Below are 23,581 nucleotides of genomic sequence, written 5' to 3'. Positions count from 1 at the left end.
CTGAATCCGTTCGTGCCCCCGAGAGCCCGACTTGTTCGCGAGTCTTCAATCAACAGTTCCGCGCCGGTGTCGTTTCGAGGCGCGGTTTACAAGCGCGGCTGTCGTGCACGGCAGCGGGCATTGGCTTGCGCCACAACTTGTGTGGATGATGGATGAAATCGCCCCTCGCCGCAAGCGGCGAGCGAGCGGCGATCAGACGCGGCCGGTTTCGTCCGGCGCTGAGGCATCGGCGGTATGCGGCGTCGCACGCGGTACCGGATCGAACAGCGAAAACAGCATCAGGCCGGCGAGAAATCCGCCGATATGCGCCTGCCAGGCGACGCTGGCGCCGTCAGTACCGATCGAAATCGACCCGAGGCCGAAGATGATGTTGACGCCGAACCACACCGCCAGAAATCCGAGCACGCGCGGGTTGCGCAACGCCCGGGCAAGCGACAGCGCTGGAACCTTCGCCGCGGCATCCGCATCGCCCCGGTGGAACGAAAGAAAACTTCCCCGCACGAAGGCGAAGCGGATGGCGGCGGCCATCGCGCCGGATACCGAGGCCGAGGCGCCGATCATCGGCGCGATCGCGTGCTCATGGGTGACGAGATGCGCCAGCGCGCCCGCCACGGCCGTCACCGCCATGAATACGAAGAACCTGACAGGACCGAACCGGCGGGCCAGCGCGCTGCCGAACGGCAACAGCCACAGCACGTTGAAGCCGATATGGCTGAGATTGGCATGCAGCAGGGAATAAGTGACGAAGGTCCAGACCTTGGCGCCGGCCCCGCCGGGAAAGGTGATGTTGAGCAGCGTGGAATCGTAGCGCTTCGGAATGAAACCGAACACGTCGATCGTCCAGTTCTCCAGCTCCGCCGGCAGCAGCACCCGCAGATGAATCGCAGCGATCAGCACGACATACGCCGTCAGCGCACCCGGCAGCGTCAGGATCGGCTCGCGCGGGGCGTCCGGCGGCTCGAACTGGGATGAGTAGGACGGGGATTCCAAAGGCCAGGACCCTGCAAGGCGGCTTCGAGGTGTATGGTTCCAGATAGGCGGCTTTGCCCGCCCTGTGCAAGTGCACAATCACAGCTATTCATGCCCCGGACGCGGCGCGGCACGAAGTGACGCGACGCAGAGCCGGAACCCAAAGGGGCTGTATGCTAGGCCCCGGCTCTGCGTCGCACCGCTAATGCACTGCGCCGCGTCCGGGACACGATGTCGGCACAATCGGCAAAAGAAAAAGGGAGGATGCTGAGAACATCCTCCCTTGTCTTGTCGATCTTCTCGCGCCCCGGGAGCCGGGATTACATCCCCACCCCTCCCCGCGCGATGACCAAACTGTTTGACGCCACCTGTGTACCAACTGCGCCGAGAACCCTGAGATAAGCCGGCGCCGTCCGATGCGTTCCACACTACGCACGCCGCCCCGCCTTCGCCAACCTCATAGTTAATTTAACGTTAACAACGCAAAGTCGTGGCTCGCGCGGCCAAATCGCGTTCCCGGCATGGACGCTGCAAATCCCGTCCTGCACAACACGCAAGGGAAGGCGTGTTGCGCAAAAGCGGGACAGAAGTGTCTCGCCTAAGGCAACCCGGGGGGCGAGGATTAGTTATGAAACACTCATCGAGTCGCGAGTTCTTCGCCTATTGGGATGCGAAGCGCGGCGATGCGCGGGCACCGGACCGCAGCGAGATCGAACCCGGCGCAGTGCGCGAGCTGCTCGGCGACATCTTCGTGCTGTCCTACGACAACGATGCCGGCTACCCGTTCCGCGTCGCCGGAACGCGGGTCTCTGCCCTGCTCGGCCGCGACCTGAAGGATACGAGCTTCTCCGCGCTGTTCACTGCGGACAGCCGCCACGAGATCGAGGACATCGTCAGCTACGTGGCCGAGGAAATGCTGCCGGCGGTTGCCGGCATCACCGCGACGTCGGAAGACGGCACGACGGCGCATCTGGAGTTGCTGCTGCTGCCATTCAACAATCGCGCGCATGCGCCGATCAGCCTGACCGGTGTGCTGGCGCCGTTCGAAAACGACCTCGGCACGATCAGGGATTTCAAGGTGACGTCGTGGCGCTATCTGCACCGGCCGCAAAAGTTCGTTCCGCGCGCCCTGCGCAAGCTCGCCATCGCGCGCGGCTTCATGGTGTATGAGGGCCTGCGGTAATCACGAACCGACGGGTTCAACGAATACCGCAGCACGACGCGCACGGTCGCGTGACCATGCTCGAAAACGACCCACAAAAAGTCTCTAAAAAAAAGCACCACCGAGCATTGCCTAAATGCGAGGCGCCGGACCCCGAACTGGTGAGTGAAGTGCTGCGCGTGGTCGAGCAATTGGCGCGCGAAGGCATGACGCTCATTCTGATGACGCACGAAACGCGCTTTGCGCGCGACGTCGGCACCAAGCTCGTCTTCACGCACCACGGCAAGGTGCATGAGGAAGGCGTTCCGAAGGAAGTATTCGCTGCGCCACGAACGCCGGAACTGCAGCAGTTCGTGGGCCAGATCGGCTGAGCGAGGGCGTGAACCCATAAATCTACCGAGCGGACGGCTCGCCAGGTCCGCTATGCGAAGATAGCGGACGAAATTCCGCATCGCACCGAAACGACGCTATGTGCCAGCAACGGAAGCCACCAAGACTCAACTCCGGTCCAAGACTCAACTCCGATCAGAGACCGCCCACATTAAGCTGGGCCGCGGAGCTTTGGTGCGCGACGGGGCGAAAGAGACGAGTTTCAGTGTTTATCAAACCGCCGGGGGATGCGGTGTCTGGCCGGATTTGCCAAAGCGATGCTTCGCCGTCTCCCGCCATCGCTGAAAGGTCACGTACAGCAACGGCACCAGGAAAATGCCGATCGAGCTTGCCGCAAGCATCCCGCCGAATACCGCGGTGCCGACCGCGCGGCGGCTAGTTTCGGCTGCTCCAGTTGCGACAACCAGCGGGACCAGGCCGAGAATAAAGGCTATCGAGGTCATCATCACGGCTCGGAACCGCATTTGCGATCCCAGCACCGCCGCATCTTCCACCGATCGACCGGCTTCACGCTGTTCCTTTGCGAATTCCACGATCAGGATTCCGTTCTTCGCAGCGAGCGCGATCAACACGACGAGCCCGATCTGGCCGTAGAGGTCGAGATTCAGCCCGGAGATCTTGATCGCCGCATAGGAGCCGAGAACACCCACCACGACGGCCAGCAAGACGGGGACAGGGATGGTCCAGCTCTCGTAGAGCGCCACCAGGAAGAGATATGCGAACAGCACGGCTAGTCCGAGGATGATGCCAGTTTGGCCCGATGCCGCCTGCTCCTGATAGGCGGTCCCGGTCCATTCGAAGGAATAGCCCGCCGGTAATGTGGACTTGGAGATTTCCTCCATCGCCGCGATCGCTGTGCCCGAGGAAACACCGGCCGCAGGTCCGCCATTGATGGTGACCGAGCGGTAGTTATTGTAACGCGTGATCACCTGCGGCCCGGTCACAATCCTGATGTTCGCGATGGAGCGAACTGGCACCATTTCGCCGGTGCTGTTGCGAACGTAGATTTGCCAGATGTCTGAAATGTCACCGCGATTGGCCGCTTCGCCCTGCACATTAACCTGCCAGGTACGGCCGAACAGGTTGAAGTTGTTGACATAGAACCCGCCGAGGGTTGCCTGCAACGCGGTGAACACGTCACTCATGTTGAGGCCAAGGGCCTGGGCCTTTGCACGGTCGATATCAAGATAGATCGAAGGATTGGTCGCGGTGAAGGTCGAGAAAACGCGCGTCAGCCGCGGATCCCGGTTTGCCACGCTGATCAAGCCACTCACCACGCTGCCGACGGCCGCAGGATCCTGTCCCTCGAGCGCCTCGAGTTGATATTCGAACCCGCCTGAGGTCGATAGACCGATAATCGGCGGCAGATTGAATGGCAGAATGTTGGCCTGGCGGATTTGCGCGCCCGCGTTGGACGTCCGCTGGATAGTCGCCTGCACCGAATCCGCGGCTGCCTTGCGATCCGCGAATGGCTTCATTCGCGCGACGATGAACGCCGAATTCGGCTGGTTGCCGCCATCGAGCAGCGAAAAGCCGATGATCGAGAGCACGTGTTCGATTGCGGGAATCTGCTTGAGTAACGTCTCGACCTGCTTGGTCACTTCACTGGTACGCGCGACCGATGCAGCGTCGGGCAGCTGCACTGCAATGAAGAACGCGCCCTGGTCCTCCTCGGGCAAGAACCCGGTCGGCGTGATGCGCGACACGCCGAAAATTCCGCCCGCGAACGCCAGCACCGCGACAAGCGACAACAGCGCCATGCGCAGCAGGTGGCGCACGATGCCGGCATATCGATCGCGAACCCAATCGATTCCGCCGAGAACGCTTGCCATGATGCCGCGCCGCGGCCCGCTGTGACGCAGGAACACCGCACAGAGCGCCGGCGACAACGTCAGCGCGTTCAGCGCCGAGATAACCATCGCCGCGCTGATCGTGACCGCGAATTGACGAAACAACGTTCCCGAGATTCCCGGGATGAACGCGATCGGCACGAACACCGACAACAGCACCAGCGTGATCGCTATGATCGGCGCGGTGATCTGTGACATCGCCTTTTTCGTCGCCTCGGCGGGCGAAAGATCCGGCTCCTCCTCCATCACGCGTTCGACATTCTCGACGACGACGATCGCATCATCAACCACAATGCCGATAGCGAGCACCATCGCGAGCAGGGAGACCGTGTTGGCCGAATAGCCGAGCGCCAGGAGGACAGCGAAGGCGCCGATCAAGCTGACAGGAACCGCGACCGCCGGAATTACGGTCGCGCGTAAATTGCCGAGGAACACGAAAACCACGACAACGACGAGCAGGAAGGCTTCGCCGAGCGTCTTCAGCACTTCCTTGATGGTATCCGTGACAAAGGTCGTCGAGTCATATTGCACGAGGTAGGACAATCCGGGCGGAAACCGCTCCGACAATCTGGCGAGCGTAGCCTGCACGGCTCTCGCCGTCGTCACCGCATTTGCGCCAGGGGCGAGATAGATGCCCATGGGTACGCCGGCCTGCCCGTCGATCCGAGACTCGCTGTCCATATTTTGCGCGCCGATCTCGACGCGGGCGACGTCCTTGATCCGCAATACCGAGCCGTCCGGATTGGCGCGCAGCAAGATATCGCCAAACTGCGTCGAGGTGGTCAATCGACCTTGCGTCTGCACGTTGAATTGGAACTGCTGCTCGTCGCTGATTGGGCGGGCCCCGATGCGGCCGACCGGTGCCTGCACGCTCTGTGCGCGGATCGCCGCGATCACGTCCGACGGCGCCAGATTAAGGCTGGTAAGGCGCTGCGTATCGAACCAGATGCGCATAGAGTAGTTCAGCTTGGCGAACAGCGTCGCCTGGCCGACGCCAGGCGTGCGAGAAATCGCATCGAGAACGTTGATAATGGCGTAGTTGGTGATGAACAGTGGATCCTGCTCGCCATTCTTGCTGTATAGCACGATAAACTGCAGCACCGCCGAGGATCGCTTCTGTACCGTCAGACCTTGCGCCTGCACTTCGGTCGGCAGTTGCGCGAGAGCGCTCTGCACGCGGTTATTGACATTCACAGTATTGATGTCGGGATCGGTACCGAGCGCGAACGAGACAGTCAGGGTATAGCTGCCGTCATTGCCACTGGTCGACTTCATGTAGAGCATCTTGTCGACGCCGACGATCTGGGCCTCGAGTGGTTGGGCGACGCTCGATTCCACCACCTCGGCGGACGCGCCCGGAAAGTTGGCGCTGACAGTGACCTGCGGCGGTACGATATCCGGGAACTGTGCCACCGGAATCTGCAAAAGCGCAAGCGCACCCGCGATTGTGATGACAAACGCGATCACAATGGCCAGGCGTGGGCGATCTACGAAGACCGACGAAATCATGGACCTGTGCCCGTCGGTTTCGGCCCGATCCCGCCGCCGCTTTTCTGGCTGCTGCCACTATCCACGCTCGCGTTCATGCTCGATTGCAGCAGCGCGCTCGCGGGTCCCGGCGCCACCGGCCGGCCGGGCTGCACCCGCTGCAAGCCCTCGACGATCACCTTTTCGCCAGGCGAAAGCCCACTTGTCACGGATGCAATCGTCGGTGTTGATTGCCCAAGCTGAATTCGCTGCTGCTCGGCTTTGTTGTCGGCGCCGAGGACAAAAACATACTCACCTTGCTGATCCGAGAGCACCGCTGAGCGCGGGATCGCCACTACATCGACCGGCTGTACGCCTTCGAGCAGCACAGTGACGAACTCACCGTCGGTAAGCTCGCGCACGGTCAGGCGGCCGCCCGACAGATGCGGCAAGGGCGGATTGGGAATCGTCCCCCGCAGCGTGATCGTGTCGGTGCTCTGCGCAATCGTGTTATTGACAAAATTGAGCTTGCCCACCTGATCATACAGACGGCCGTCCGTTAGCCGAAGGCGAATGACGACTGCGTTGAAGCCGCCCCGTGGGGCGTAGCGTTCGCGCAGATCAAGCGCTTCGCGGACCGACACCGGAAACGTGACATACATGGGGTCCTGACTGACGATGGTAGTGAGCACGCCAGAGCTCGGGCTGACCACGTTGCCTTCAGTGACTGCCGTGCGTCCAATCATGCCGTCGATCGGCGAGCGAATTTCGGTGTAATCGAGGTTGATCTGCGATAGGTCGACCTGCGCCTGCGCCGCCTGCACTTGCGCTTCCAGGCTCTGCTGGTTGGCGACTGCAGCGTCATAGGTGGATTGTTGGCCGGCTGGTCCGCCCAGCAGCGTCCTCGCCCGCTCGGTTGTCAGCTTGGCGTTGACCAAAGTTGCCTGGAGCTGCGCGACCTGCGCCTGCTTCGACTTGAGGTCGGCCTCAAAGGGACCGCGCTCGAGCTTGTAGAGCAGATCGCCGGTCTTGATCTCGGCGCCTTCCACAAAATGGCGTTGCTCCAGAAAGGCCGTGACGCGCGCGACAACGCTGACGCGATTGGTCGCTTCGATACGCCCCAGAAACTCGCTGGATTGGATCACGGGCCGCTTGACCGCTTCCATCACGCCGACGGCCGGAGGTCCTGCTGGCGCGACCTGGGCGTCGGCGCTTGCGATCATTCCGAAACCGATGGCCCCCAGCATGACGGCGCTTACCAGCGTGCCGCTCACTGCCTTATCAAGGTGCATGTTCGTGTGCGCCTTCCACTTTTCTGCTGTCGTGGCGGTAGAACGCAATCACAACCATAGCAGGACCGTGGCAAGACGTCGACGACGGGCCTTTCCCTCACGCGCTGCCGCGATAGAGCGGAACCGTTCCTAGGCTGACGACAAAGAACATACCCTAAACCAAGGCTCGCGGCCGACCATTTTTCGAGGATAGGCGCGATCAGCAGAAGACCCCAAATTCCAAACAGAAACTGTTTGAGCCATTTGGATATAGAGCCTTACTGTTTAGCCCACTGAACAACCATCCAGTCGATTAAAGGTTGCACCCCGGTACACGGCCTAGCGCGACAGCAAATTGGTCTTGGCCACATCGATCACCTCGTCGCCGCGGCCGCTCATCACGGCGCGAAGCACCCAGAGGCTAAAGCCCTTGATCTGCTCTGCCGTGATCGTCGGTGGCATCGACAATTCCTGCGTCGCGGTGACGACATCGAGGACGGCCGGGCCGTCATGGGCCAGCACGTCGCGGATCGCGTTCGGGAGTTCGCCCGGATCCTCCACCCGCACCGCATGAATGCCCATGGCCCGCGCCATCGCGGCGAAATCGGGATTCTTCAGATCGACGCCGGTTTCGATGAAGCCGGAGGCCTTCATCTCCATGGCAACGAAACCCAGCACGCCGTTGTTGAAGATCACGACCTTCACCGGCAGCTTCATCTGCGTCAGCGTGATCAGGTCGCCCATCAGCATGGCAAACCCGCCATCGCCCGACATCGACACCACCTGCCGCCCCTTCTGCGCGGCCTGGGCGCCGATGGCGTGCGCCATGGCGTTGGCCATCGAGCCGTGGACAAAGGAGCCGATCAGGCGCCGGCGGCCGTTCATGACGAGATAGCGCGCCGCCCAGATCGTCGGCGTGCCGACGTCGGCCGTAAATACCGCGTCGTCAGACACCTGCTCGCTCAGGAGGCGCGCCAGATATTGCGGGTGGATCGGCTTCTGTCCGGGCGTGCCTTGCGCGAGCTCGTCGAGCCCGGCGCGGGCTTTCTTGTAGTGAGCCAGGCTGTCGTCGAGATGCCTGCGCTCCGTCTTCGCCTTCAGCTTCGGCAGCAGCGCGCCGATCGTGGCGCCGACGTCGCCGACGATGCCGAGGTCGAGCTTGCAGCGGCGGCCGAGATTTTCCGGGCGGATGTCGACCTGCGCGATCTTCGCGTCCGTCGGCAGGAACTGCTTGTAGGGAAAATCAGTGCCGAGCATCAGTAATACGTCGCATGCGTGCATCGCGGCATAGCCGGACGAGAAGCCGATGAACCCGGTCATGCCGACGTCGTAAGGGTTGTCGAACTCGACATGCTCCTTGCCGCCGAGCGCATGCACGATCGGGCTCTGCAGCGCCTCGGCAAGTCGCATCAGATCGTCATGCGCGCCGGCACAGCCGCGGCCGCAGAACAGCGTGACGCGCTTGGCGCCGTCGAGGAGTTTGGCCAGCGCCTCCAGTTCGCCTTCGGCCGGCCGAACGATTGGCGCCGCCGGCAGCAGCCCGGCATTCGGAGAGATGCCGCGCTTCGGCGCGGACCGCAACGCGACGTCGCCGGGGATGGCGATGACGGCGACGCCGCGCCGCCCCACGGCCGCGCGAATGGCGTTCTCCAGGACGTAAGGCAATTGCGCCGGATCGGAAACCAGTTCGCAATAGTGGCTGCATTCCCGGAACAAGTCCTGCGGATGCGTCTCCTGAAAGTAGCCGCCGCCGATTTCAGCAGACGGAATCTGCGCGGCGATGGCGAGCACCGGCGTGCGGCTGCGATGCGCATCGAACAGGCCGTTGATGAGATGCAGATTGCCGGGACCGCACGATCCCGCACACACCGCAAGTTCGCCCGTGACCTGCGCTTCGCCCGCGGCGGCAAAGGCCGCGACCTCCTCATGCCGGACGTGAATCCAGTCGATCGCCTTTCGTTTGCGCAGCGCGTCGGTGAGACCGTTCAGGCTATCGCCCACCACGCCGAAGATGCGCTTGACGCCGGCCTGGGCCAGCGTCTCCGCGATGAGGTCCGCAACATTGTCGATCCGCATGATGGCCCGATCCTTTCTCAGCGTCCGGTGAACACCGCCGCGCGTTTCTCGAGGAAGGCGCTGCGTCCTTCCAACGCATCGGCGCTGAGGCGGATCTCCGCCTGCGTTTCGATCTCGCGGCGGAACTGATCGGCATAGCTGGCGTGTTCGCTCTCGTCGATCAGCCGGCGCGTCGCGACCAGGGCGCGCGTCGGCCCGCTTGCGAGTTTGCGCGCCAGCGAAAGCGCACCGTCACGAAGCGCGGCATCGTCAAAGACTTCGCGGACCAGCCCCCATTCCTTGGCCTGATCGGCCGAGAGCGGCTCATTTGTCATCATCAGTTCGAGCGCGCGCTGCCGGCCGACGAGACGCGGCAGCAGCCAGGTCGAACCGAGATCGGGGACCAGCGCGATGCGGCTGAACACCTGAATGAAGCGCGCCGAACGCGCGGCCACGATCATGTCGCCCGCCATCGCGAGGCTGAACCCGCCACCCGCCGCCACGCCGTTGACCGCCACCACGACAGGCACGCGGCACTCCCGCAACGCCTTGAACGTCGGCCAGTAGTACTTCATCACGCCGGCGGCGATGTCGTCGCCCAGGATTTGCGCGGCCTTGAGGTTCTGGCCCGAGCAGAAGCCACGGCCGGCGCCCGTCAGCACGAGTGCCCTCACCCGCGGATCATCGTTGATCTCGCCGATGGCTGTCGCGAGATCACCCAGCAGATCGGGCGTCATCGCATTCAGGGTCACAGGCTCATCCAGTGTCAGCACGCCGACACTGTCGTCGCGTTCCCGCTTCACGCCCGGCATTTCGTAACCTCCGTTCGCAGTTATTTTTTGGCCGGCCCGGCTGGGCTCGACAGTAATCCCAATGGTATCGAAAGAACGCAGCGAAGAACAATCGCCTCTCGCAGACTTGACCGAAATCGGCGTTCCCCGAGATACTTGGCTGATTGGACGTGAGTTACGTTCGAGGTCGGTATTTTCTGCGAACAACGACGTCCCGTGTGCGCCGGCCGCGCCAAATTGTCAGTGCCGAAATCTTGAGCGATTCACGCAGCCGCCGATAACACATCGTTAACCCTGTCCGCCTTAGGGTCTTCCTGACGCCGAAGGACCGGCTGTCTGGTGGCGAAGATGTCGTTTGCGCAAAAGAAAACAACCACTGTTCCGTCCGCCGAGGAGCGGCGGCGCTTTCAGCGTGTCAAAGTCCACCTGCTCGGCCGCTACATGCTGCCGGATCGCCGCGAATTTCCTTGCCAGATTATTAACATGTCCCCGGGCGGACTGGCCCTGCTGGCACCCGGCATCGGCAATGTCGGCGACCGCGTGATCGCCTATCTCGACCATATCGGCCGGGTCGAGGGCAAAATCACCCGCATCATCGACAACGGCTTTGCCATGACGGTCGGCGCCACCGCGCGCAAGCGCGACAAGCTGGCCGCCCAGCTCACCTGGCTGGCCAACCGCGATATCCTCAATTTGCCGGAAGACCGCCGCCACGACCGCATCATTCCGCGCAACCCGATTGCCCTGCTGACGCTCGAGGACGGCAGCAAGATGACCTGCCGCATCATCGACCTCTCGCTGTCGGGCGCCGCCATCGCCGCGGAAAACCGCCCCCCCCTGAAATCGCTGGTCATGCTGGGCAAGGTGCAGTCCCGCGTGGTGCGGAACCTCGAAGAAGGCTTCGCGCTTGAGTTCGTCCACGAGCAGGTCGGCGAGGCGCTCGAAGAAGCGGTTACCGCGCGGTAAAGCACCGGCCGACAAAAATCCCTGACTTTTCAGCCTCAAAAGGCGGTATCCGCACCCACGGATACCGCCTTTGCCGCGTCCGGAACCTGCAAAACACGGTTAACGCGGCGGGCTTTCGCGCGCTGATCCGCCGCTGGCGCAGCGCCGCGCGCGTTAATGCTTAAAATTTGAATCAATTGCAGTTGTTTCAACTTTTAGTCGAATTCGATTCAAGTATAGATCGAATTAGCCGCAGCTTTTACTTGTATTCACGTCAAATGTACTTGCCTGACTTAGCGGCGGCGCAAATCCTTTGTGCGAAACATGGTCCCAACAAGAAACGGGGGCCGCAATGTTGTTTCGGGGACAGGGGAAGGGACTGGCGATCATCGCCGTCCTGGTAGGGATAAACGCTTCAATGGGCGTCTCGGCGAAAGCCGGCGAGGCTCTCTATGCCAGCCTTGGCGAGACCGCGCGTTCGCCGATCGGCTGGGTCGAATTTTGCGACGAGAACGCGAGCGAATGCCGTGGCGGCACATCACAGCCGCGCGACATCGTGATGTCGCAGACGGCGTGGCGGGATTTGGTGCGAGTCAACAAGTGGGTCAACGAGACCATCAAGCCGATCACCGACATGGATCATTGGGGTGTGATCGAGAAATGGTCGTTGCCGACGGACGGATACGGTGACTGCGAGGACTATGTGCTTCTGAAGCGCAAGATGCTTATCGACGCCGGATGGCCGCGCGAAGCGCTGCTGATCACGGTGGTGCGCGACAAGAAGGGCGAAGGCCACGCGGTGCTGACGGTGAAGACCGACAAGGGCGAGTTCGTTCTCGACAACCAGAACGAAAACGTCCTGGCCTGGACCGAGACCGGCTACCGCTTCGTCAAGCGTCAGTCGCAGAGCGACCCGAACGTGTGGGTCTCGCTCGGTGACAGCCGCCCTGCGGTCGCCACCGCCTCGTCACGCGATCGATAACGAACAAAGGATTTTACGAACCCGCGACCCGGTCACATCCCCACCCCTCCCCGTCCCAGACCGGTTCGCGCGCGGCCAGGCTTCCCCCAAAGCCTGGCCGCACCTTTTTTGGGATCTTGCTCGAGCATGCCAGCCTCCCGCCTGCGTGAGGGCTTTTCAGCGACGCATTTGCCAGGTGTAGCGCCGCAAGGACTCCTCGAGCGCTCTGTCAATTTTTCCGGAGCGACTTGACCGCGAGGCGGATTTTGATCGCTAATTGCCGGGTGATCAGATTTCCAATCCTTGCAGACCTGCCGACCACCCCCTTCTCCGGTACCGAAGTGGTTCAGGGTGTTGAACCTTCGTCATCCGATGGCGACGGTCCGGGAAGAGTGCGCGTCGAGGTCGACGGGAGGCCTGACGTGCTCGCCTTCTATGGCGCCGCACCCGAAGGTGCACCGGCCGACCCGCTGATCTTTCTGCGCGGTGATGCCGTGGAGAAACGCGATAATGAGGTCGTGGCCAACGAGTGGTACGTTAAAACGACGGCCTACGACGTGCAGGCGCTGGCCGAACAGCTGAGCGCCAGCTTCGTTCGTCCCTACGTCCACCTGGCGCGCCCCGGTATCCTGGGTTCCACAGGTCACCATCTCGACCGGCGACGGCCGCGCGAAATCGCGCTGGTCGATATGGCGCTCACTCGGCTCAAGGCGCATTTCGGCTGGCGTCGTCTCAATCTCGTCGGCCAATCGGGCGGTGGCCATCTCGTGGCCGCGCTGATCGCGCGCCGCGCCGATATCGGTTGCGCGGTGATCTCCTCGGGAAATACAGCCGTTGCGCAGCGAAACCGCGAGAACGGCTGGACGGCCGACATCACCGGCCACACCGATTTCCTCGACCCAATCGACCATGTCGCCGAGGTGGCGCGCCATCCCCTGGAAAAGATCATCGTGCTGACCGACCCGCATGACCAGCGTGTGTCGGCGTCGGTCCAAACCGCCTATGTCGAGGCACTGCGCCGGGTCGGCGTCGCGGTGGACCATCGCTTCCTGCCGGCATCGGGCAAGCTTCGGCATGACCTGCAACTGCCAGGGATTTTGGCAGCCTTCACCTGGCTGGCGAACGATCGCCAAACCTAGTCGAACGGAGCGGCGGCCGGATGCAAAAGCTATCCACCACCAGCTTTCCTCAGAGCACGTTCTGAGCTCCGCCGTTTGGAAGGCCATTTCGGCAGGCGACTTCTGGCGGCCTACTTTTGCATCGCACGAGCAGTGTGCGATGATGACCCGCCTCCACCAGGAGAACGCACCTTGGCGCACAGCGAGATCGACGCCATCCGCACATTGCTGGGCTCGAAGCCGCGGCCGGTTGGCTGGTCGGAGCGGCGGCAACGCATCAATGAGGTCGGATCGACCTGGTCGGTGGCGTCCGATGTGACATGCGAGGCCGTCGATTGCGACGGCGTTGCCGGCGAGTGGTCGATCGTTCCCGGCAGCGAGCCTTCGCGTGTGCTGCTGTATTTCCACGGCGGCGGATATTGCTCCGGCTCGATTGTGAGCCACCGCCGCCTGGTGACGGAAGCCGGGCGCGCGGCACGCACACGCACGCTTGCGATCGACTATCGGCTTGCTCCTGAACATCCCTACCCCGCCACCCATGAAGACGCGCTCACCGCGTGGCGCTTCCTGCGCGAGCAAGGCATTGCAGCGACTGATATCGCGGTCGGCGGCGACAGCGCCGGCGGCAACCTGACGCTCGGGCTGATCAACCGGCTGCGCGCGGCGGGAGAGCCGCTGCCGGCCTGCGCCTGGCTGATTTCGCCGTGGACCGACCTCACCATGTCAGGCAGCACGCTCGCGACCAAGGACGCCGTCGATCCGCTGATTCACAAAGCCTATCTCGACGAACTTGCGGATGCCTATGCGCCGCCATCCATCGATCGCCGCGATCCGCTGATCTCGCCGCTGTTTGCCGATCTCACAGGCTTTCCGCCGGTCCTGATTCAGGTCGGATCGGCCGAGACGTTGCTCGCGGACGCGGCGCGGCTTGCCGAGGCCGCAGGCGCAGCCGATGTCGATGTGACGCTGCAGATCTGGCCGCACATGATCCATGCATGGCCGGTCTGGAATGCTGGCCTCCAGGACGGCAGGCGCACGCTGGCATATGCCGGAGAGTTCATCCGGGCGCATTTCCGTTAGCCCCAGGGCCCATTCCTGCAGCCCAAAACCCTGATCTTGCGGGCCTTTTGCCCGGCCTCCCGGCAAATCCCAGGTTTTACCGTCGTCTGGCCTGTGCTATTTTGGAACTTTCGAATCACGTCCGGATTTGGAGTCGCATGATCGAACTCGCCCCCCGGAGTGGCAGCCCTTTCGCGCGTTTCGGCGGACAGCCGATTGCGATCGCCGCAGCGGCCCTCGTCATTGTTGTGCTTGGCGTAACCTCTATCACCGTTTGGCGTGCCTATACCGGCAGTGCGCCCGAGACCGAGCGCGCGGTCGCGACCCGTCAGTTGCAGGCGCGCGCCGCGCAGGCGTCCGAACAGCTGGTCGAGAAGACCAAGGGCCTGGAAGCGACGCAGCAGGAATCGATCGATCAGTTGCAGGTGGTGCAGGATCAGCTGCAGACCGTGCGCCGCCTGCTCGCCGCGCAGCAGGGCGACACCCGGAAGCTTTCCGAGCAGGTCGGGACGCTGACAGAAGCGATCGACGGCTTGCGGCAGTCCTTTGCCAGCGCGCAGGCCTCCGAACCCTCCGCGGCTCCCGCGCCGCGCAAGCGGACGGCCAAGGCAAAGCTCCGCTCGGACAGGGCGGCGAGCCGCGGCCGCGCCAAGGCGCGCGGCTGATCCCGTATGGATGGCGCTTGGCGATAGAGCCCCGCTCTGCGGGCTAACGCGCGGCCGGCCGAAATCTCGCGTTGATCAGCAGCTTGCCTGTGCAGCCGCCTCACAAGGACCGTCATTGCGGGTATCTTGGGAGACAGGCCCGATCGGGCACTGGCACCATGCGGGCGGGCGACGGGATATTTTCCACCGTTGCGGCTCGCCTTGCCGTAACTTTTTTCCGCCTTTGTGAACTGGTTCACACATCCCCGTGAGAATCCCGGGCATCCTGAAGTTCACCGGATGGCGTGAGCCGATTTCAATATCCGGGGCTGGCAAGGTCGTTGACGGTATACTGCGTCGACGGCCTTGTTTTTTGTGCCCGATTTCTGGGTCGCGCGTCCTCCGCCAAACATAGGCGAGCTTTCTGGCCCGTTGAGCTATGCGCCCCCAACCGGCCGACATCTCGCAAGCAGGTGATTTGCGTTCGCGCCGGTTTCCAAGCTGAATGCGCCTCCAAAAAAAGGAGGGCCGCCATGAGCGCCGAACCCCTGCCAACCTCTGATGTCATCGGGCTGACCAAGGTCGCGCCCTTCTCGCGACGCGGCTTCATGACCGCATCGGCCGCCGTGACGGCGGGCTACACGCTTGCGGCCGGGCCGGTGCGCGCCGACGTGATCAAGACCGACACCAACGGCTTGGTCACCGGTGACGTCAGGATCAAGGTTGCCGACGGCGAGATGCCCGGCTATTTCGCGCGGCCGGCCGGCGTCAGCAACCCGCCGGTGGTGCTGGTGGCGATGGAGATTTTCGGCCTGCACGAATACATCAAGGATGTGACGCGGCGCCTCGCCAAGCTCGGCGCGTTCGCGGTGGCACCGGATTACTATTTCCGCAAGGGCGTCGACCTGACCAAGGTCACGGATATCCCGCAGCTACTCCCGATCGTGAATTCGAAACCGGACGCCGAGCTATTATCCGATCTCGACAGCACCGTTGCCTGGGCCAAGTCGGAGGGCGGCGACGCTTCGAAGCTCGGCATCATCGGCTTCTGCCGCGGCGGACGCACGGTCTGGGAATATGCCGCCCACAGCAGCACCCTCAAGGCCGGCGCCGCGTTCTACGGCCCGCCGGTCGATCCGCCAAATCCGCTCTGGCCGAAGAGCCCGACGCAGCTCGCGGGCGAGATGAAGGCGCCTGTGATCGGTCTCTATGGCGAGGCCGACACCGGCATTCCCATAGCTACGGTAGAAGCCTTCAAGGCGGCTCTGGCGGCAGACAAGAAAACTGCCGAGTTCAAGATCTATCCCGGCGCCCCGCACGGCTTCCACGCCGACTATCGTCCTAGCTACCGCAAGGACGCGGCCGAGGACGCCTGGAGCCAGATGCAGACCTGGTTCAGGAAGTACGGGGTGTTGAGCTAGCCGGGAACTGTGAGGGCGAGACAGAAGCCCTCGTCGATGACGGCAGCCATCTCGCGCAACTTGTGACGGCGCGCGATGCCGTCGGGAGGCTATCCGCCGCGATCGCCGCTGCGACGCGGCTTTGACGTCGGCTGCTCCATCTCCCAGAACATCCAGACGAACGCCGTACCCAGACCAACCACGACAATCAAAAACATCAACGTCAATGCGGGCGCTGTGAGCATGTTCAACATCCCCCATGCGGTGCAACCGGCGTGCCAGCGAACAATAACAATAACGGCCCCGGTGTAACAACACCGGGGCCACGCTATTCATCCGGGCCGGATGGAATCAGCCGCAGACCTGCACGGGCCGAATGCGCCAGCCATACGGCGTCAGCACGCTCCGCCGCACGATGTAGCAGCCGCTGTCGCCGTAGTAGTAGGAATCGTCATAGCTTCCGTAATACGGATCGCCGTAGTCATAATAGTCGTTGTAGTAGCCGTATCCCAGGCCTAGTCCGACTGCCGTCACAGCAAACGGAAATCTCCGGTGCCGGAAACCGTGGTTGAAGCCACCGTGGAAACGGTTGACGGCAAGCGTGCCGCCGCGAAATCCCGCAGCCGGCAAAGCGGCCGCACGGAAACCACCGCCCCCGATCGCGGCCGAACGGAAACCGCCGCCGCTGATCGCGGCCGCCCGGAAGCCCGCGCCGCCCATGCCAATTCCGCCGCCGCGGAAGCCGCCGCCGTGGAAGCCACCACCAAAACCGCCGCCACCGCCGCGGAAACCGCCACCGCCACCACCAAAGCCACCGCGGGCCGAAGCCGCGTCCGGCGCCAGCATGGCGACCGATGCGGATGCGAACAAGGCGATCATCATCATGCGTAACATCACCCATCCTCCGTGATCTTGCGTTTGAACGCCCGACGCTTTTCGGCGTCGGATCCTGACAACTCCCGGAGCAACTCTAGGACGAGTTCCCGGAGTTGGCCGGGCAATTTTGCTCACTTCTGCGCGACTGTATTTGGAAGATCAGCAGCCGCGACAAATGCTCTTGATCTTGCGATCGACCGTCTTGTTCTCTTCGGTGATCTCGGTGTCGACGTCCTTTGCTGATCTTCCCGAGCCCGTCGTCACGCCGCTGCCGGTGTTGACGCCGCCGCCAGACGATTGCGCCGTGCCGGCGGCGTTGGTACCCGGCGCAGGCGGCGGCGCTAGCCTGGACGAGTTCGCCGCGCCGCTTGGATCTGCGCCGGCATTGTTCAATCCGCCCGGACTGGCGGGCGGACTGCCAGGACTTGGCGATACGCCGGTGACACCTTGCGCGCCCGCTCCGGCCGCGCCCGCGCTCGGTGAGCCGGCAGCGCTGCCGCTGCTGCTACCGGCAGATGAGCCGCCTACGCTTTGGCCAAATGACGCGACAGGCGATATCAGGATTGCGATCGCCGCGACTGCAGCGGTTGCTGAAGCTATCTTCATCGCAAATCTCCTTTTCGAAGCAACGACAGCGCCCCAGCCCTTGTTCCTGCCGGAACGATTCCCCCGCCAGATCATTGATTCACATCCGCTCGACGCACGGAGTGATCGCGCTTGCGCAAATTGATCGCCTTCGACGATGACACGCTCGACAAGCTGACCCAGCTTGCACGCGACCGGATGGGGACGTTTCAGGAATTGGCCGACGAAGCCTTTGCTGACCTGCTCAAGAAGCACGGCATTCCCATCGACCTCAAGGATGCGCTGCGAAAAAGTGCAGGACTATCGAAGGCCGCGGTGCCGAAGAAATCGAAAACCGGAAAGGCGCCAGCATGAACTCCGACCCCGACCCTTTCGAGCAAGGCGAGCGCGCCGCACGCCAAAATATTCCGGTGGAGGCCAATCCATATCAGGACGGCAGCGAGCAGCATTCACTGTGGGCCGCCGGCCATGAAAAAATAGCCGGCGCCCGCGAGGCGAACGAAAGCGAAGATACCTAGCCTCGATCGCACATCGGCGGTCGTCAACCGATCTTCTTCAATCCATTTTTGAATCGCGGCCCGTTCCGCACGTAGGACTTCGCGGCACGCCCCATCGCCGTCGACTGCTCTGGCGTCAACGTCCGGATCACGCGCGCGGGCGAGCCGATGATCAGGGAATATTCGGGATACTCCTTGCCTTCGGTAATGATCGAACCTGCGCCGACGACGCTGCCGCGGCGTATCCGCGCGCCATTCATGACGATTGAACCCATTCCGACGAGCGCGTCGTCTTCAAGCGTGCAACCGTGCAGGATCACATTGTGGCCGACCGTGCAGTTGCTGCCGATCGTGAGCGGAAAGCCAGGATCGGTATGGCAGGTGGAATTGTCCTGCACGTTGGAGCCTTCGCCGATCTCGATCCACTCATTGTCGCCGCGCAGCACCGCGCCGAACCACACGCTGGCGGAATTCAAGAGGCGCACCTTGCCGATCACGACGGCGGTATCCGCGATGAAATAGTTTCCGTCTGCAGGGAGTTCAGGCCCCTGTTCGTCGAGTTCGTAGATCGCCATAGCAAAAGGTCTCCGTTAACGGAGACCTTGGCACAGCCGCTGGCGCGGGATCAAGCGAACAGGCCTAAAGCTTCAGGCCAGCACTCCGGTGGCACGCAGCGTCATCAGGAAAAACGTGCCGGACATCAAGCTCCAAAAGCCTGAAAGCACGGTCGCCATCATCACGAATTCGAAGCGGCGGCGCTCGATCTTCGCGCCGCGCAGCGTGTTGCGCATGATGATGAAGGGTGCGGCGAAAACCAGAAACGGCACGGCCGCAAACGTCTTCGGCGCCACGCCTTCCCCAAGCAGCCCGAAACCCGCCGGCCGCGCCGCCATCGCCTGATAGCCGCTAGTGAGCGCGCCCGCGAGCGCGAAGCCAATGCACAGGGAGAACAGGGAATTCAACGCATCGGGCGACATGACAAACTTCCCCTACTCCGAAAAACCGCGCGCCCTGCTTTCGCAAAATTGTCCGGCCGCCGCCACAGCATCCTTAAGGAAAGGTTAACAACGGGCCGCCGGGACGGCGTTTGCGCATGGCTAAGGAGGCCGGAACTCCCGCGAAATCATGAGGAAATCACGCTCCCCATGGCATATTCCCGGGATGATTCGCCTGGCTCTTCCTCGACCGATGCTTCGTTCATGACCTTGCTTTCGACAGCCCAGCACATTGCCCGCGACACCCGCAGGGACCCGCGCTCGCACATGATGCTGATCATGGTCGCGGTAACCATCACCGTGTGCGCCGTTGCGCTGGTCGCCTATTTGCTGTGGCCGACTTGGGTGGCGCGCCCCGCCAGCGCCCCCGACCGGTTGCCGGTCAGCGTCGGCGCCACGCTCTTCAACGTACCGACAGCGGCGATCCGCCGGAAGATCCAGCGCCACTCCGGGCCGCAGGAGCGGGTCGATCTCAATTTCGTCTTCCCCTCGCTGGAACCGCCGGATGCGCCGAAGCATGTCAGCGCCGATACGATCGAAGAAAAGGTACAGCCGATCGACCGGATATTCCTGTCGATATCGGCCCACCACGACACGCTGGCGCCGGATGCGCGGGTCCGCACGATTTATCCGCGCTACCTCGAGCAGGCCTCAACGCCGGTGGAAGACGGATTGACGATGCATACTTTTCGCAACGGCTCGCCCTACGCCAACGAGGACCTGTTCTCCGCGACGACGCCGAGCCTGAACGCGCGCTGCTCGCGAGACGGTCAGACGCCCGGCATGTGCCTGAGCGAGCGCCGCGTCGACGGTGCCGACCTGACGTTCCGCTTTCCGCGGAGCTGGCTGTCGCAATGGCGCGACGTTGCGAATGCGATGGACCGCTTGACGGCGCAGATGCAGGGGCCGAAAGGCTAGCGAACTGCTCGTAGCATCGGATTCGTAAGGTGGGCAAAGGCGCGTTTGCGCCGTGCCCACCACAATGGTTCACAGTACAGAAGATAGATTGGTGGGCACGCTACGCTTTGCCCACCCTACGGCGTCGAGCACGCGCCTCACCCGACGTCGGCCAGATCTTCCTCGAGGATCGCCATCTGAAACTGGAACGAGCGATCGTCGTCCTCGTCATCGACGAACAGCACGCCGATGAACTCCTCGCCGATATACACTTCGGCGGAGTCGTCCTTTTTCGGCCGTGGCACGACACGGATCTTGGGATTGCCGAATACGCGCTTGAGATAGGCGTCGAGCTTCCTGACTTCCTGAACGTCCACGGCGGTCTCCAATCGGATTCTTTGAATTTCCGGGAGGTTTTTAGGACGAGACGGCGCAGACTACCAGCCGTAACTTCACAAATACGGCCGCCAGAAAGTGTGGAAAATCAAAGCCCGATCGCGCCGAGCATCTGATCCATGGTGCGCGACGGCTCCGCACAGCCGGCCTCACCGACAATCTTTGCGGGGACGCCGGCCACCGTGACGTTGTGAGGCACCGGCTTCACCACCACCGAGCCGGCCGCGATGCGCGCGCAATGGCCGATCTCGATATTGCCGAGAATTTTCGCGCCCGCCCCGATCAGCACGCCGCGCCTGATCTTCGGATGACGGTCCTCGTTCTCCTTGCCGGTGCCGCCCAGCGTGACGCCGTGCAGGATCGAAACATCGTCGTCGATCACGGCGGTCTCGCCGCAGACGAAGCCGGTCGCGTGGTCGAGGAAGATGCCGCGGCCGATTTTGGCGGCGGGATTGATGTCGGTCTGAAACACCGCCGACGAGCGGCTTTGCAGATAATAAGCGAAATCCTTGCGGCCCTTTTGATAGAGCCAGTGCGCCAGCCGATGGGTCTGCAGCGCGTGAAATCCCTTGAAGTAGAGCAAGGGATCGATGAAGCGCGATGTTGCGGGATCGCGGTCGTAGACGGCGACCAGGTCGGCGCGGAACGCGTTGCCGAGATCAGCCTCGTCGCGCAGCGCCTCGTCAAAGGTCTGGCGGATCAAATCGCCCGACAGCGCCGAATGATCGAGCCGCTCGGCGATACGATGGATCACCGAATCTTCAAGGCGCTCGTGATGCAGCACGGTCGAATAGATGAAGGAAGCCAGTTCGGGCTCGCGGCGGACGATGTCCTCCGCCTCGGTTCGCACCCGGTCCCAGATCGGATCGAGTGCGGCCAGTTTTGAACCCTGCGGATTGACCTGATGCACTGCCATGGGTTTCTCTCGCAAATTCGCTTGTTTGGTTGATATTATAGCACGGCGGGCGGACTTCTGTCCCGGGCAGGCGCTGGCCATAAACCGCCGCCGAGTGCCATCGGGTCAAATCAAGGTGGTCCGGATTTTACGGAAATCAAGCCGGAGAGCGTCCGACTATTGGTGAATTTCGGCCGGCCCGCCATTCCCGGCATGCTGGCCTGAAGTGGGGGAAGCCACATCACCACGCAGATTTTACGCGCGCGCAGCCCGGCCAACGCTCGGGCGGCATGGATCGCCGCCATCGCCATCCCATTGATGTTGCTGGCCCCCGCCCTATGGAATGGCTATCCCCTGCTCCAGTGGGACACCGGCGGCTATCTGGCGCGGTGGTACGAAGGCTATTTGGTGCCGAGCCGCTCGACGACGTTTGGCCTCTATCTCCATTTCGGCGAGGATTCGAGCTTCTGGATCAACCTCGGGATCAACGCGCTGGCGACGTTGTGGATCCTGCAGTTGACGCTGCGCGTGCTAGGCCAGCCCCAGCCGTTGCGGCTGCTGGCCATGAGCCTCGTGCTGGTCCTGACCACCTCGCAGCCGTGGCTCGCCAGCACGCTGCTGACCGACATTTTCGCCGGCCTGTCGATACTTTCGCTCTTCATCCTGGTTGTGCATGGCGAGCGGACTTCGATCCCGGAAAAATGCCTGTTGTTCGGCCTCACCGCTTTCGCCGCGGCGACGCACAGCGCGACGCTCGCAGTGCTGCTCGGATTGTGCTGCCTCGGCTGGATCGGGCGTCCCTTTCTGCGCGGCCGGATTTCCGCTTCCGGACTGGCACAGGGCAGCCTCACCATCGTCGCGGGAGCTGCGTTATTGCTGTCGACCAATTTCGCATTGTCCGGAAAACTGGCGTGGACGCCCGGCGGTTACGGCGTTGCCTTCGGACGGATGTTGCAGGATGGCATCGTCACGCAGTATCTGCGCGATCATTGCCCGAAGCAGAACTTCAAGCTCTGCCCCTACCGCGACCGGCTTCCCGCCACCGCCGACCAGTTCCTGTGGGGCAACAGCATGTTCAACACGCTCGGCCGCTTTCAGGGAATGAACGACGAAATGGGCTTTATCGTGCTGCACTCGCTGGCCGAATATCCGGGCTGGCAGGCCAAGGCGGCGCTGACGGGGACGGCGCAGCAACTGGTCCAGGTCGCCACCGGCGAAGGCGTCAATGTCTGGCTCGGCCACACCTACGGTATCATGGAGCGCTTTCTTCCCGCACAAATGAAGCCGATGCGCGCGGCGCAGCAGCAGCGCTGGCACTTCGACTTCACCGCGATCAACAGGATTCACATTCCCGTTGCATTGGCGTCGATGCTGCTCGCCGTCATCCTGTTCGGCCACGGCATACTGCGCCGGCCGTTCGACGATCTCACCTTGCTCGCCGGCACGGTCTCGTTCGCCGTACTCGGCAACGCCTTCATCTGCGCCGTGATATCCGGTCCGCACGATCGTTACGGTGCGCGCATGGCCTGGCTTGCGACCACGGTGGTGCTGATTGCGGCGATCCGACAGCTCGCCGGTGACGCGCGCGATCGCTCATTGCCGGCGCGACAGGAAGTCGGTGACGCCGACCTTGTAGACCTTGTCGCCGACGGCGCGCATGTGATCGCGGTTCAGAATGTCGAGCACCTCGGCGCCCGGAATGATTTTCCCGAGCGCCGCGGCTGAGCCCGCGATTTCGTCTTTGGTGCCTACCGCGATCAGGACCGGCACGCCGATGCCGGCGGCCTCCTCCGATGTCATCAGCCGTCGCGAACCGCGCAGGCAGGCGGCAAGCGCGCGGCGGTCGGAGCGGGTCTGATCGGCGAAGGCGCGAAATGTCCGCCCGACCGGATCGGTGACGTCCTCCAGCGAGGGCGCTTCCAGCGCGATCGCCACGTTCTCGCTGGGGCCGCCGCCCTCGATCAGCCCGATGCCGATGCCGCCGAGGATCGCCGAGCGCAACCGCTGCGGCTGCTCGCGCGCCAGGATCGCCGTCATGCGCGACCCCAGGGAATAGCCCATGATGTCAGCGCGCTCGATTCCCAAATGATCCAGCAGCGCGATGACATCACTCGCCATGATCGCAATTTCGTAATCTGCGGAATCGTAGAGCTTTTCGGAATCGCCGTGGCCGCGATTGTCGAGCGCGATGACGCGACGACCGTCTTTCCTCAGGTCGGAAACCCAGGTCGGGTAGACCCAGTTGACGTTCTTGCTGGAGGCAAAGCCGTGCACGAGAACGATCGGATCACCCTCGCCTTCGTCGAGATAGGCAATTTCGACAGCGCCGTTGTGAAAACTCGGCATCATCAGTTCCAT

Annotated in this window: 24 protein-coding genes and 2 pseudogenes; 12 read left to right on the top strand and 14 right to left on the bottom strand. The window is 62.8% G+C overall.

Features of this window, described 5'->3' with window-relative positions; all coding sequences use genetic code 11:
* Nucleotides 1-192: 192 nt before the first annotated feature.
* Nucleotides 193-990, bottom strand: coding sequence for a rhomboid family intramembrane serine protease (locus tag V1283_RS06825; RefSeq protein ID WP_334385662.1), 798 nt, complete (start codon nucleotides 988-990; stop codon nucleotides 193-195).
* Between the two features lie 607 nt (nucleotides 991-1,597).
* Here V1283_RS06825 and V1283_RS06820 point away from each other — a divergent pair.
* Together V1283_RS06820 and V1283_RS06815 are read left to right on the top strand one after the other, a co-directional pair.
* On the top strand, nucleotides 1,598-2,152 hold the full coding sequence (locus V1283_RS06820; protein WP_334385661.1) for a PAS domain-containing protein: 555 nt from the start codon (nucleotides 1,598-1,600) through the stop codon (nucleotides 2,150-2,152).
* A 122-nt stretch (nucleotides 2,153-2,274) separates the two neighbouring features.
* Nucleotides 2,275-2,502, top strand: a pseudogene (locus V1283_RS06815) (amino acid ABC transporter ATP-binding protein); the annotation flags it as partial.
* A 231-nt stretch (nucleotides 2,503-2,733) separates the two neighbouring features.
* Here V1283_RS06815 and V1283_RS06810 read toward each other — a convergent pair.
* The 4 genes from V1283_RS06810 to V1283_RS06795 form a co-directional block, all read right to left on the bottom strand.
* Complete coding sequence (locus tag V1283_RS06810) at nucleotides 2,734-5,880, bottom strand: efflux RND transporter permease subunit (protein WP_334385660.1); 3,147 nt, start codon at nucleotides 5,878-5,880, stop codon at nucleotides 2,734-2,736.
* A complete protein-coding gene (locus V1283_RS06805) occupies nucleotides 5,877-7,130 on the bottom strand; it encodes an efflux RND transporter periplasmic adaptor subunit (RefSeq protein ID WP_442895707.1) in 1,254 nt (417 codons plus the stop codon). Before V1283_RS06805 ends, V1283_RS06810 begins: the two co-directional genes overlap by 4 nt.
* A gap of 318 nt (nucleotides 7,131-7,448) precedes the next feature.
* Entirely contained in the window at nucleotides 7,449-9,185 is a 1,737-nt protein-coding gene (poxB, locus tag V1283_RS06800; protein ID WP_334385659.1) for a ubiquinone-dependent pyruvate dehydrogenase, read from the bottom strand.
* Between the two features lie 17 nt (nucleotides 9,186-9,202).
* The gene (locus V1283_RS06795) at nucleotides 9,203-9,976 is read right to left on the bottom strand and encodes an enoyl-CoA hydratase-related protein (protein ID WP_334385658.1); all 774 of its coding nucleotides are present in this window, start codon (nucleotides 9,974-9,976) and stop codon (nucleotides 9,203-9,205) included.
* A 327-nt stretch (nucleotides 9,977-10,303) separates the two neighbouring features.
* Between V1283_RS06795 and V1283_RS06790 the strand changes: the two genes are divergently transcribed.
* Complete coding sequence (locus V1283_RS06790; RefSeq protein ID WP_108516750.1) at nucleotides 10,304-10,921, top strand: PilZ domain-containing protein; 618 nt, start codon at nucleotides 10,304-10,306, stop codon at nucleotides 10,919-10,921.
* Between the two features lie 35 nt (nucleotides 10,922-10,956).
* Here the strand turns inward: V1283_RS06790 and V1283_RS06785 are convergent, their stop codons facing one another.
* Nucleotides 10,957-11,112, bottom strand: coding sequence for a hypothetical protein (locus tag V1283_RS06785; protein ID WP_334385657.1), 156 nt, complete (start codon nucleotides 11,110-11,112; stop codon nucleotides 10,957-10,959).
* A 140-nt stretch (nucleotides 11,113-11,252) separates the two neighbouring features.
* On the opposite strand from V1283_RS06785, the gene V1283_RS06780 reads away from it, so the two are divergent.
* The 5 genes from V1283_RS06780 (at nucleotide 11,253) to V1283_RS06760 (ending at nucleotide 16,103) form a co-directional block, all read left to right on the top strand.
* Nucleotides 11,253-11,882: a transglutaminase-like cysteine peptidase gene (locus V1283_RS06780; RefSeq protein WP_334385656.1), complete on the top strand. Its 630-nt coding sequence runs from the start codon at nucleotides 11,253-11,255 to the stop codon at nucleotides 11,880-11,882.
* A 401-nt stretch (nucleotides 11,883-12,283) separates the two neighbouring features.
* Nucleotides 12,284-13,000 carry a hypothetical protein gene (locus V1283_RS06775; protein ID WP_334385655.1) on the top strand — a complete coding sequence of 239 codons (717 nt, stop codon included), beginning with the start codon at nucleotides 12,284-12,286 and terminating at the stop codon, nucleotides 12,998-13,000.
* Nucleotides 13,001-13,171: 171 nt separating this feature from the next.
* Nucleotides 13,172-14,059 carry an alpha/beta hydrolase gene (locus V1283_RS06770; RefSeq protein WP_334385654.1) on the top strand — a complete coding sequence of 296 codons (888 nt, stop codon included), beginning with the start codon at nucleotides 13,172-13,174 and terminating at the stop codon, nucleotides 14,057-14,059.
* A gap of 137 nt (nucleotides 14,060-14,196) precedes the next feature.
* Entirely contained in the window at nucleotides 14,197-14,703 is a 507-nt protein-coding gene (locus V1283_RS06765) for a hypothetical protein (RefSeq protein WP_334385653.1), read from the top strand.
* A 512-nt stretch (nucleotides 14,704-15,215) separates the two neighbouring features.
* Entirely contained in the window at nucleotides 15,216-16,103 is an 888-nt protein-coding gene (locus V1283_RS06760; RefSeq protein ID WP_442895706.1) for a dienelactone hydrolase family protein, read from the top strand.
* Between the two features lie 89 nt (nucleotides 16,104-16,192).
* Here V1283_RS06760 and V1283_RS06755 read toward each other — a convergent pair whose 3' ends face one another.
* From V1283_RS06755 to V1283_RS06745, 3 genes are all read right to left on the bottom strand, one after another.
* The gene (locus tag V1283_RS06755; RefSeq protein WP_334385652.1) at nucleotides 16,193-16,327 is read right to left on the bottom strand and encodes a hypothetical protein; all 135 of its coding nucleotides are present in this window, start codon (nucleotides 16,325-16,327) and stop codon (nucleotides 16,193-16,195) included.
* A gap of 106 nt (nucleotides 16,328-16,433) precedes the next feature.
* Nucleotides 16,434-16,976, bottom strand: coding sequence for a hypothetical protein (locus V1283_RS06750; protein ID WP_334385651.1), 543 nt, complete (start codon nucleotides 16,974-16,976; stop codon nucleotides 16,434-16,436).
* A 141-nt stretch (nucleotides 16,977-17,117) separates the two neighbouring features.
* Nucleotides 17,118-17,564, bottom strand: a complete 447-nt coding sequence (locus V1283_RS06745; protein WP_334385650.1) for a hypothetical protein — start codon at nucleotides 17,562-17,564, stop codon at nucleotides 17,118-17,120.
* Between the two features lie 111 nt (nucleotides 17,565-17,675).
* Here V1283_RS06745 and V1283_RS06740 point away from each other — a divergent pair, with 111 nt between their 5' ends.
* Together V1283_RS06740 and V1283_RS06735 are read left to right on the top strand one after the other, a co-directional pair.
* A complete protein-coding gene (locus tag V1283_RS06740) occupies nucleotides 17,676-17,897 on the top strand; it encodes a hypothetical protein (protein WP_334385649.1) in 222 nt (73 codons plus the stop codon).
* On the top strand, nucleotides 17,894-18,061 hold the full coding sequence (locus tag V1283_RS06735) for a hypothetical protein (RefSeq protein WP_334385648.1): 168 nt from the start codon (nucleotides 17,894-17,896) through the stop codon (nucleotides 18,059-18,061). Before V1283_RS06740 ends, V1283_RS06735 begins: the two co-directional genes overlap by 4 nt.
* A 23-nt stretch (nucleotides 18,062-18,084) precedes the next feature.
* Here the strand turns inward: V1283_RS06735 and V1283_RS06730 are convergent, their stop codons facing one another.
* Entirely contained in the window at nucleotides 18,085-18,615 is a 531-nt protein-coding gene (locus V1283_RS06730; protein ID WP_334385647.1) for a gamma carbonic anhydrase family protein, read from the bottom strand.
* Between the two features lie 72 nt (nucleotides 18,616-18,687).
* On the bottom strand, nucleotides 18,688-19,017 hold the full coding sequence (locus V1283_RS06725; protein ID WP_334385646.1) for a DUF6949 family protein: 330 nt from the start codon (nucleotides 19,015-19,017) through the stop codon (nucleotides 18,688-18,690).
* Nucleotides 19,018-19,239: 222 nt separating this feature from the next.
* On the opposite strand from V1283_RS06725, the gene V1283_RS06720 reads away from it, so the two are divergent.
* Nucleotides 19,240-19,953 carry a hypothetical protein gene (locus V1283_RS06720; RefSeq protein ID WP_442895705.1) on the top strand — a complete coding sequence of 238 codons (714 nt, stop codon included), beginning with the start codon at nucleotides 19,240-19,242 and terminating at the stop codon, nucleotides 19,951-19,953.
* 137 nt (nucleotides 19,954-20,090) lie between these two features.
* Here V1283_RS06720 and V1283_RS06715 read toward each other — a convergent pair whose 3' ends face one another.
* Together V1283_RS06715 and cysE are read right to left on the bottom strand one after the other, a co-directional pair.
* Complete coding sequence (locus tag V1283_RS06715) at nucleotides 20,091-20,309, bottom strand: DUF3126 family protein (protein ID WP_025590201.1); 219 nt, start codon at nucleotides 20,307-20,309, stop codon at nucleotides 20,091-20,093.
* Between the two features lie 107 nt (nucleotides 20,310-20,416).
* On the bottom strand, nucleotides 20,417-21,244 hold the full coding sequence (cysE, locus tag V1283_RS06710) for a serine O-acetyltransferase (protein WP_334385645.1): 828 nt from the start codon (nucleotides 21,242-21,244) through the stop codon (nucleotides 20,417-20,419).
* A 297-nt stretch (nucleotides 21,245-21,541) separates the two neighbouring features.
* Between cysE and V1283_RS06705 the strand changes: the two are divergent.
* Nucleotides 21,542-22,813, top strand: a pseudogene (locus V1283_RS06705) (hypothetical protein); the annotation flags it as partial.
* 3 nt (nucleotides 22,814-22,816) lie between these two features.
* On the opposite strand, the gene V1283_RS06700 reads toward V1283_RS06705, so the two are convergent.
* Nucleotides 22,817-23,569: an alpha/beta fold hydrolase gene (locus tag V1283_RS06700; RefSeq protein ID WP_334385644.1), complete on the bottom strand. Its 753-nt coding sequence runs from the start codon at nucleotides 23,567-23,569 to the stop codon at nucleotides 22,817-22,819.
* Nucleotides 23,570-23,581: the final 12 nt, after the last annotated feature.

It is taken from the genome of Bradyrhizobium sp. AZCC 2262, assembly GCF_036924535.1.
GTDB lineage: Bacteria > Pseudomonadota > Alphaproteobacteria > Rhizobiales > Xanthobacteraceae > Bradyrhizobium.
Note: the sequence above shows the minus strand (reverse complement) of the source record. Positions and strands in the feature narration are given on the sequence as shown.

What these genes read in the sequence shown, in the direction of transcription:
- V1283_RS06820 (WP_334385661.1), top strand. Translation starts at nt 1,598, where the DNA reads ATGAAACACTCATCGAGTCGCGAGTTCTTCGCCTATTGGGATGCGAAG.
- V1283_RS06810 (WP_334385660.1), bottom strand. Translation starts at nt 5,880, where the DNA reads ATGATTTCGTCGGTCTTCGTAGATCGCCCACGCCTGGCCATTGTGATC.
- V1283_RS06805 (WP_442895707.1), bottom strand. Translation starts at nt 7,130, where the DNA reads ATGCACCTTGATAAGGCAGTGAGCGGCACGCTGGTAAGCGCCGTCATG.
- poxB (WP_334385659.1), bottom strand. Translation starts at nt 9,185, where the DNA reads ATGCGGATCGACAATGTTGCGGACCTCATCGCGGAGACGCTGGCCCAG.
- V1283_RS06795 (WP_334385658.1), bottom strand. Translation starts at nt 9,976, where the DNA reads ATGCCGGGCGTGAAGCGGGAACGCGACGACAGTGTCGGCGTGCTGACA.
- V1283_RS06790 (WP_108516750.1), top strand. Translation starts at nt 10,304, where the DNA reads ATGTCGTTTGCGCAAAAGAAAACAACCACTGTTCCGTCCGCCGAGGAG.
- V1283_RS06780 (WP_334385656.1), top strand. Translation starts at nt 11,253, where the DNA reads ATGTTGTTTCGGGGACAGGGGAAGGGACTGGCGATCATCGCCGTCCTG.
- V1283_RS06765 (WP_334385653.1), top strand. Translation starts at nt 14,197, where the DNA reads ATGATCGAACTCGCCCCCCGGAGTGGCAGCCCTTTCGCGCGTTTCGGC.
- V1283_RS06760 (WP_442895706.1), top strand. Translation starts at nt 15,216, where the DNA reads ATGAGCGCCGAACCCCTGCCAACCTCTGATGTCATCGGGCTGACCAAG.
- V1283_RS06755 (WP_334385652.1), bottom strand. Translation starts at nt 16,327, where the DNA reads ATGCTCACAGCGCCCGCATTGACGTTGATGTTTTTGATTGTCGTGGTT.
- V1283_RS06750 (WP_334385651.1), bottom strand. Translation starts at nt 16,976, where the DNA reads ATGTTACGCATGATGATGATCGCCTTGTTCGCATCCGCATCGGTCGCC.
- V1283_RS06745 (WP_334385650.1), bottom strand. Translation starts at nt 17,564, where the DNA reads ATGAAGATAGCTTCAGCAACCGCTGCAGTCGCGGCGATCGCAATCCTG.
- V1283_RS06735 (WP_334385648.1), top strand. Translation starts at nt 17,894, where the DNA reads ATGAACTCCGACCCCGACCCTTTCGAGCAAGGCGAGCGCGCCGCACGC.
- V1283_RS06730 (WP_334385647.1), bottom strand. Translation starts at nt 18,615, where the DNA reads ATGGCGATCTACGAACTCGACGAACAGGGGCCTGAACTCCCTGCAGAC.
- V1283_RS06725 (WP_334385646.1), bottom strand. Translation starts at nt 19,017, where the DNA reads ATGTCGCCCGATGCGTTGAATTCCCTGTTCTCCCTGTGCATTGGCTTC.
- V1283_RS06720 (WP_442895705.1), top strand. Translation starts at nt 19,240, where the DNA reads ATGACCTTGCTTTCGACAGCCCAGCACATTGCCCGCGACACCCGCAGG.
- cysE (WP_334385645.1), bottom strand. Translation starts at nt 21,244, where the DNA reads ATGGCAGTGCATCAGGTCAATCCGCAGGGTTCAAAACTGGCCGCACTC.
- V1283_RS06700 (WP_334385644.1), bottom strand. Translation starts at nt 23,569, where the DNA reads ATGCCGAGTTTTCACAACGGCGCTGTCGAAATTGCCTATCTCGACGAA.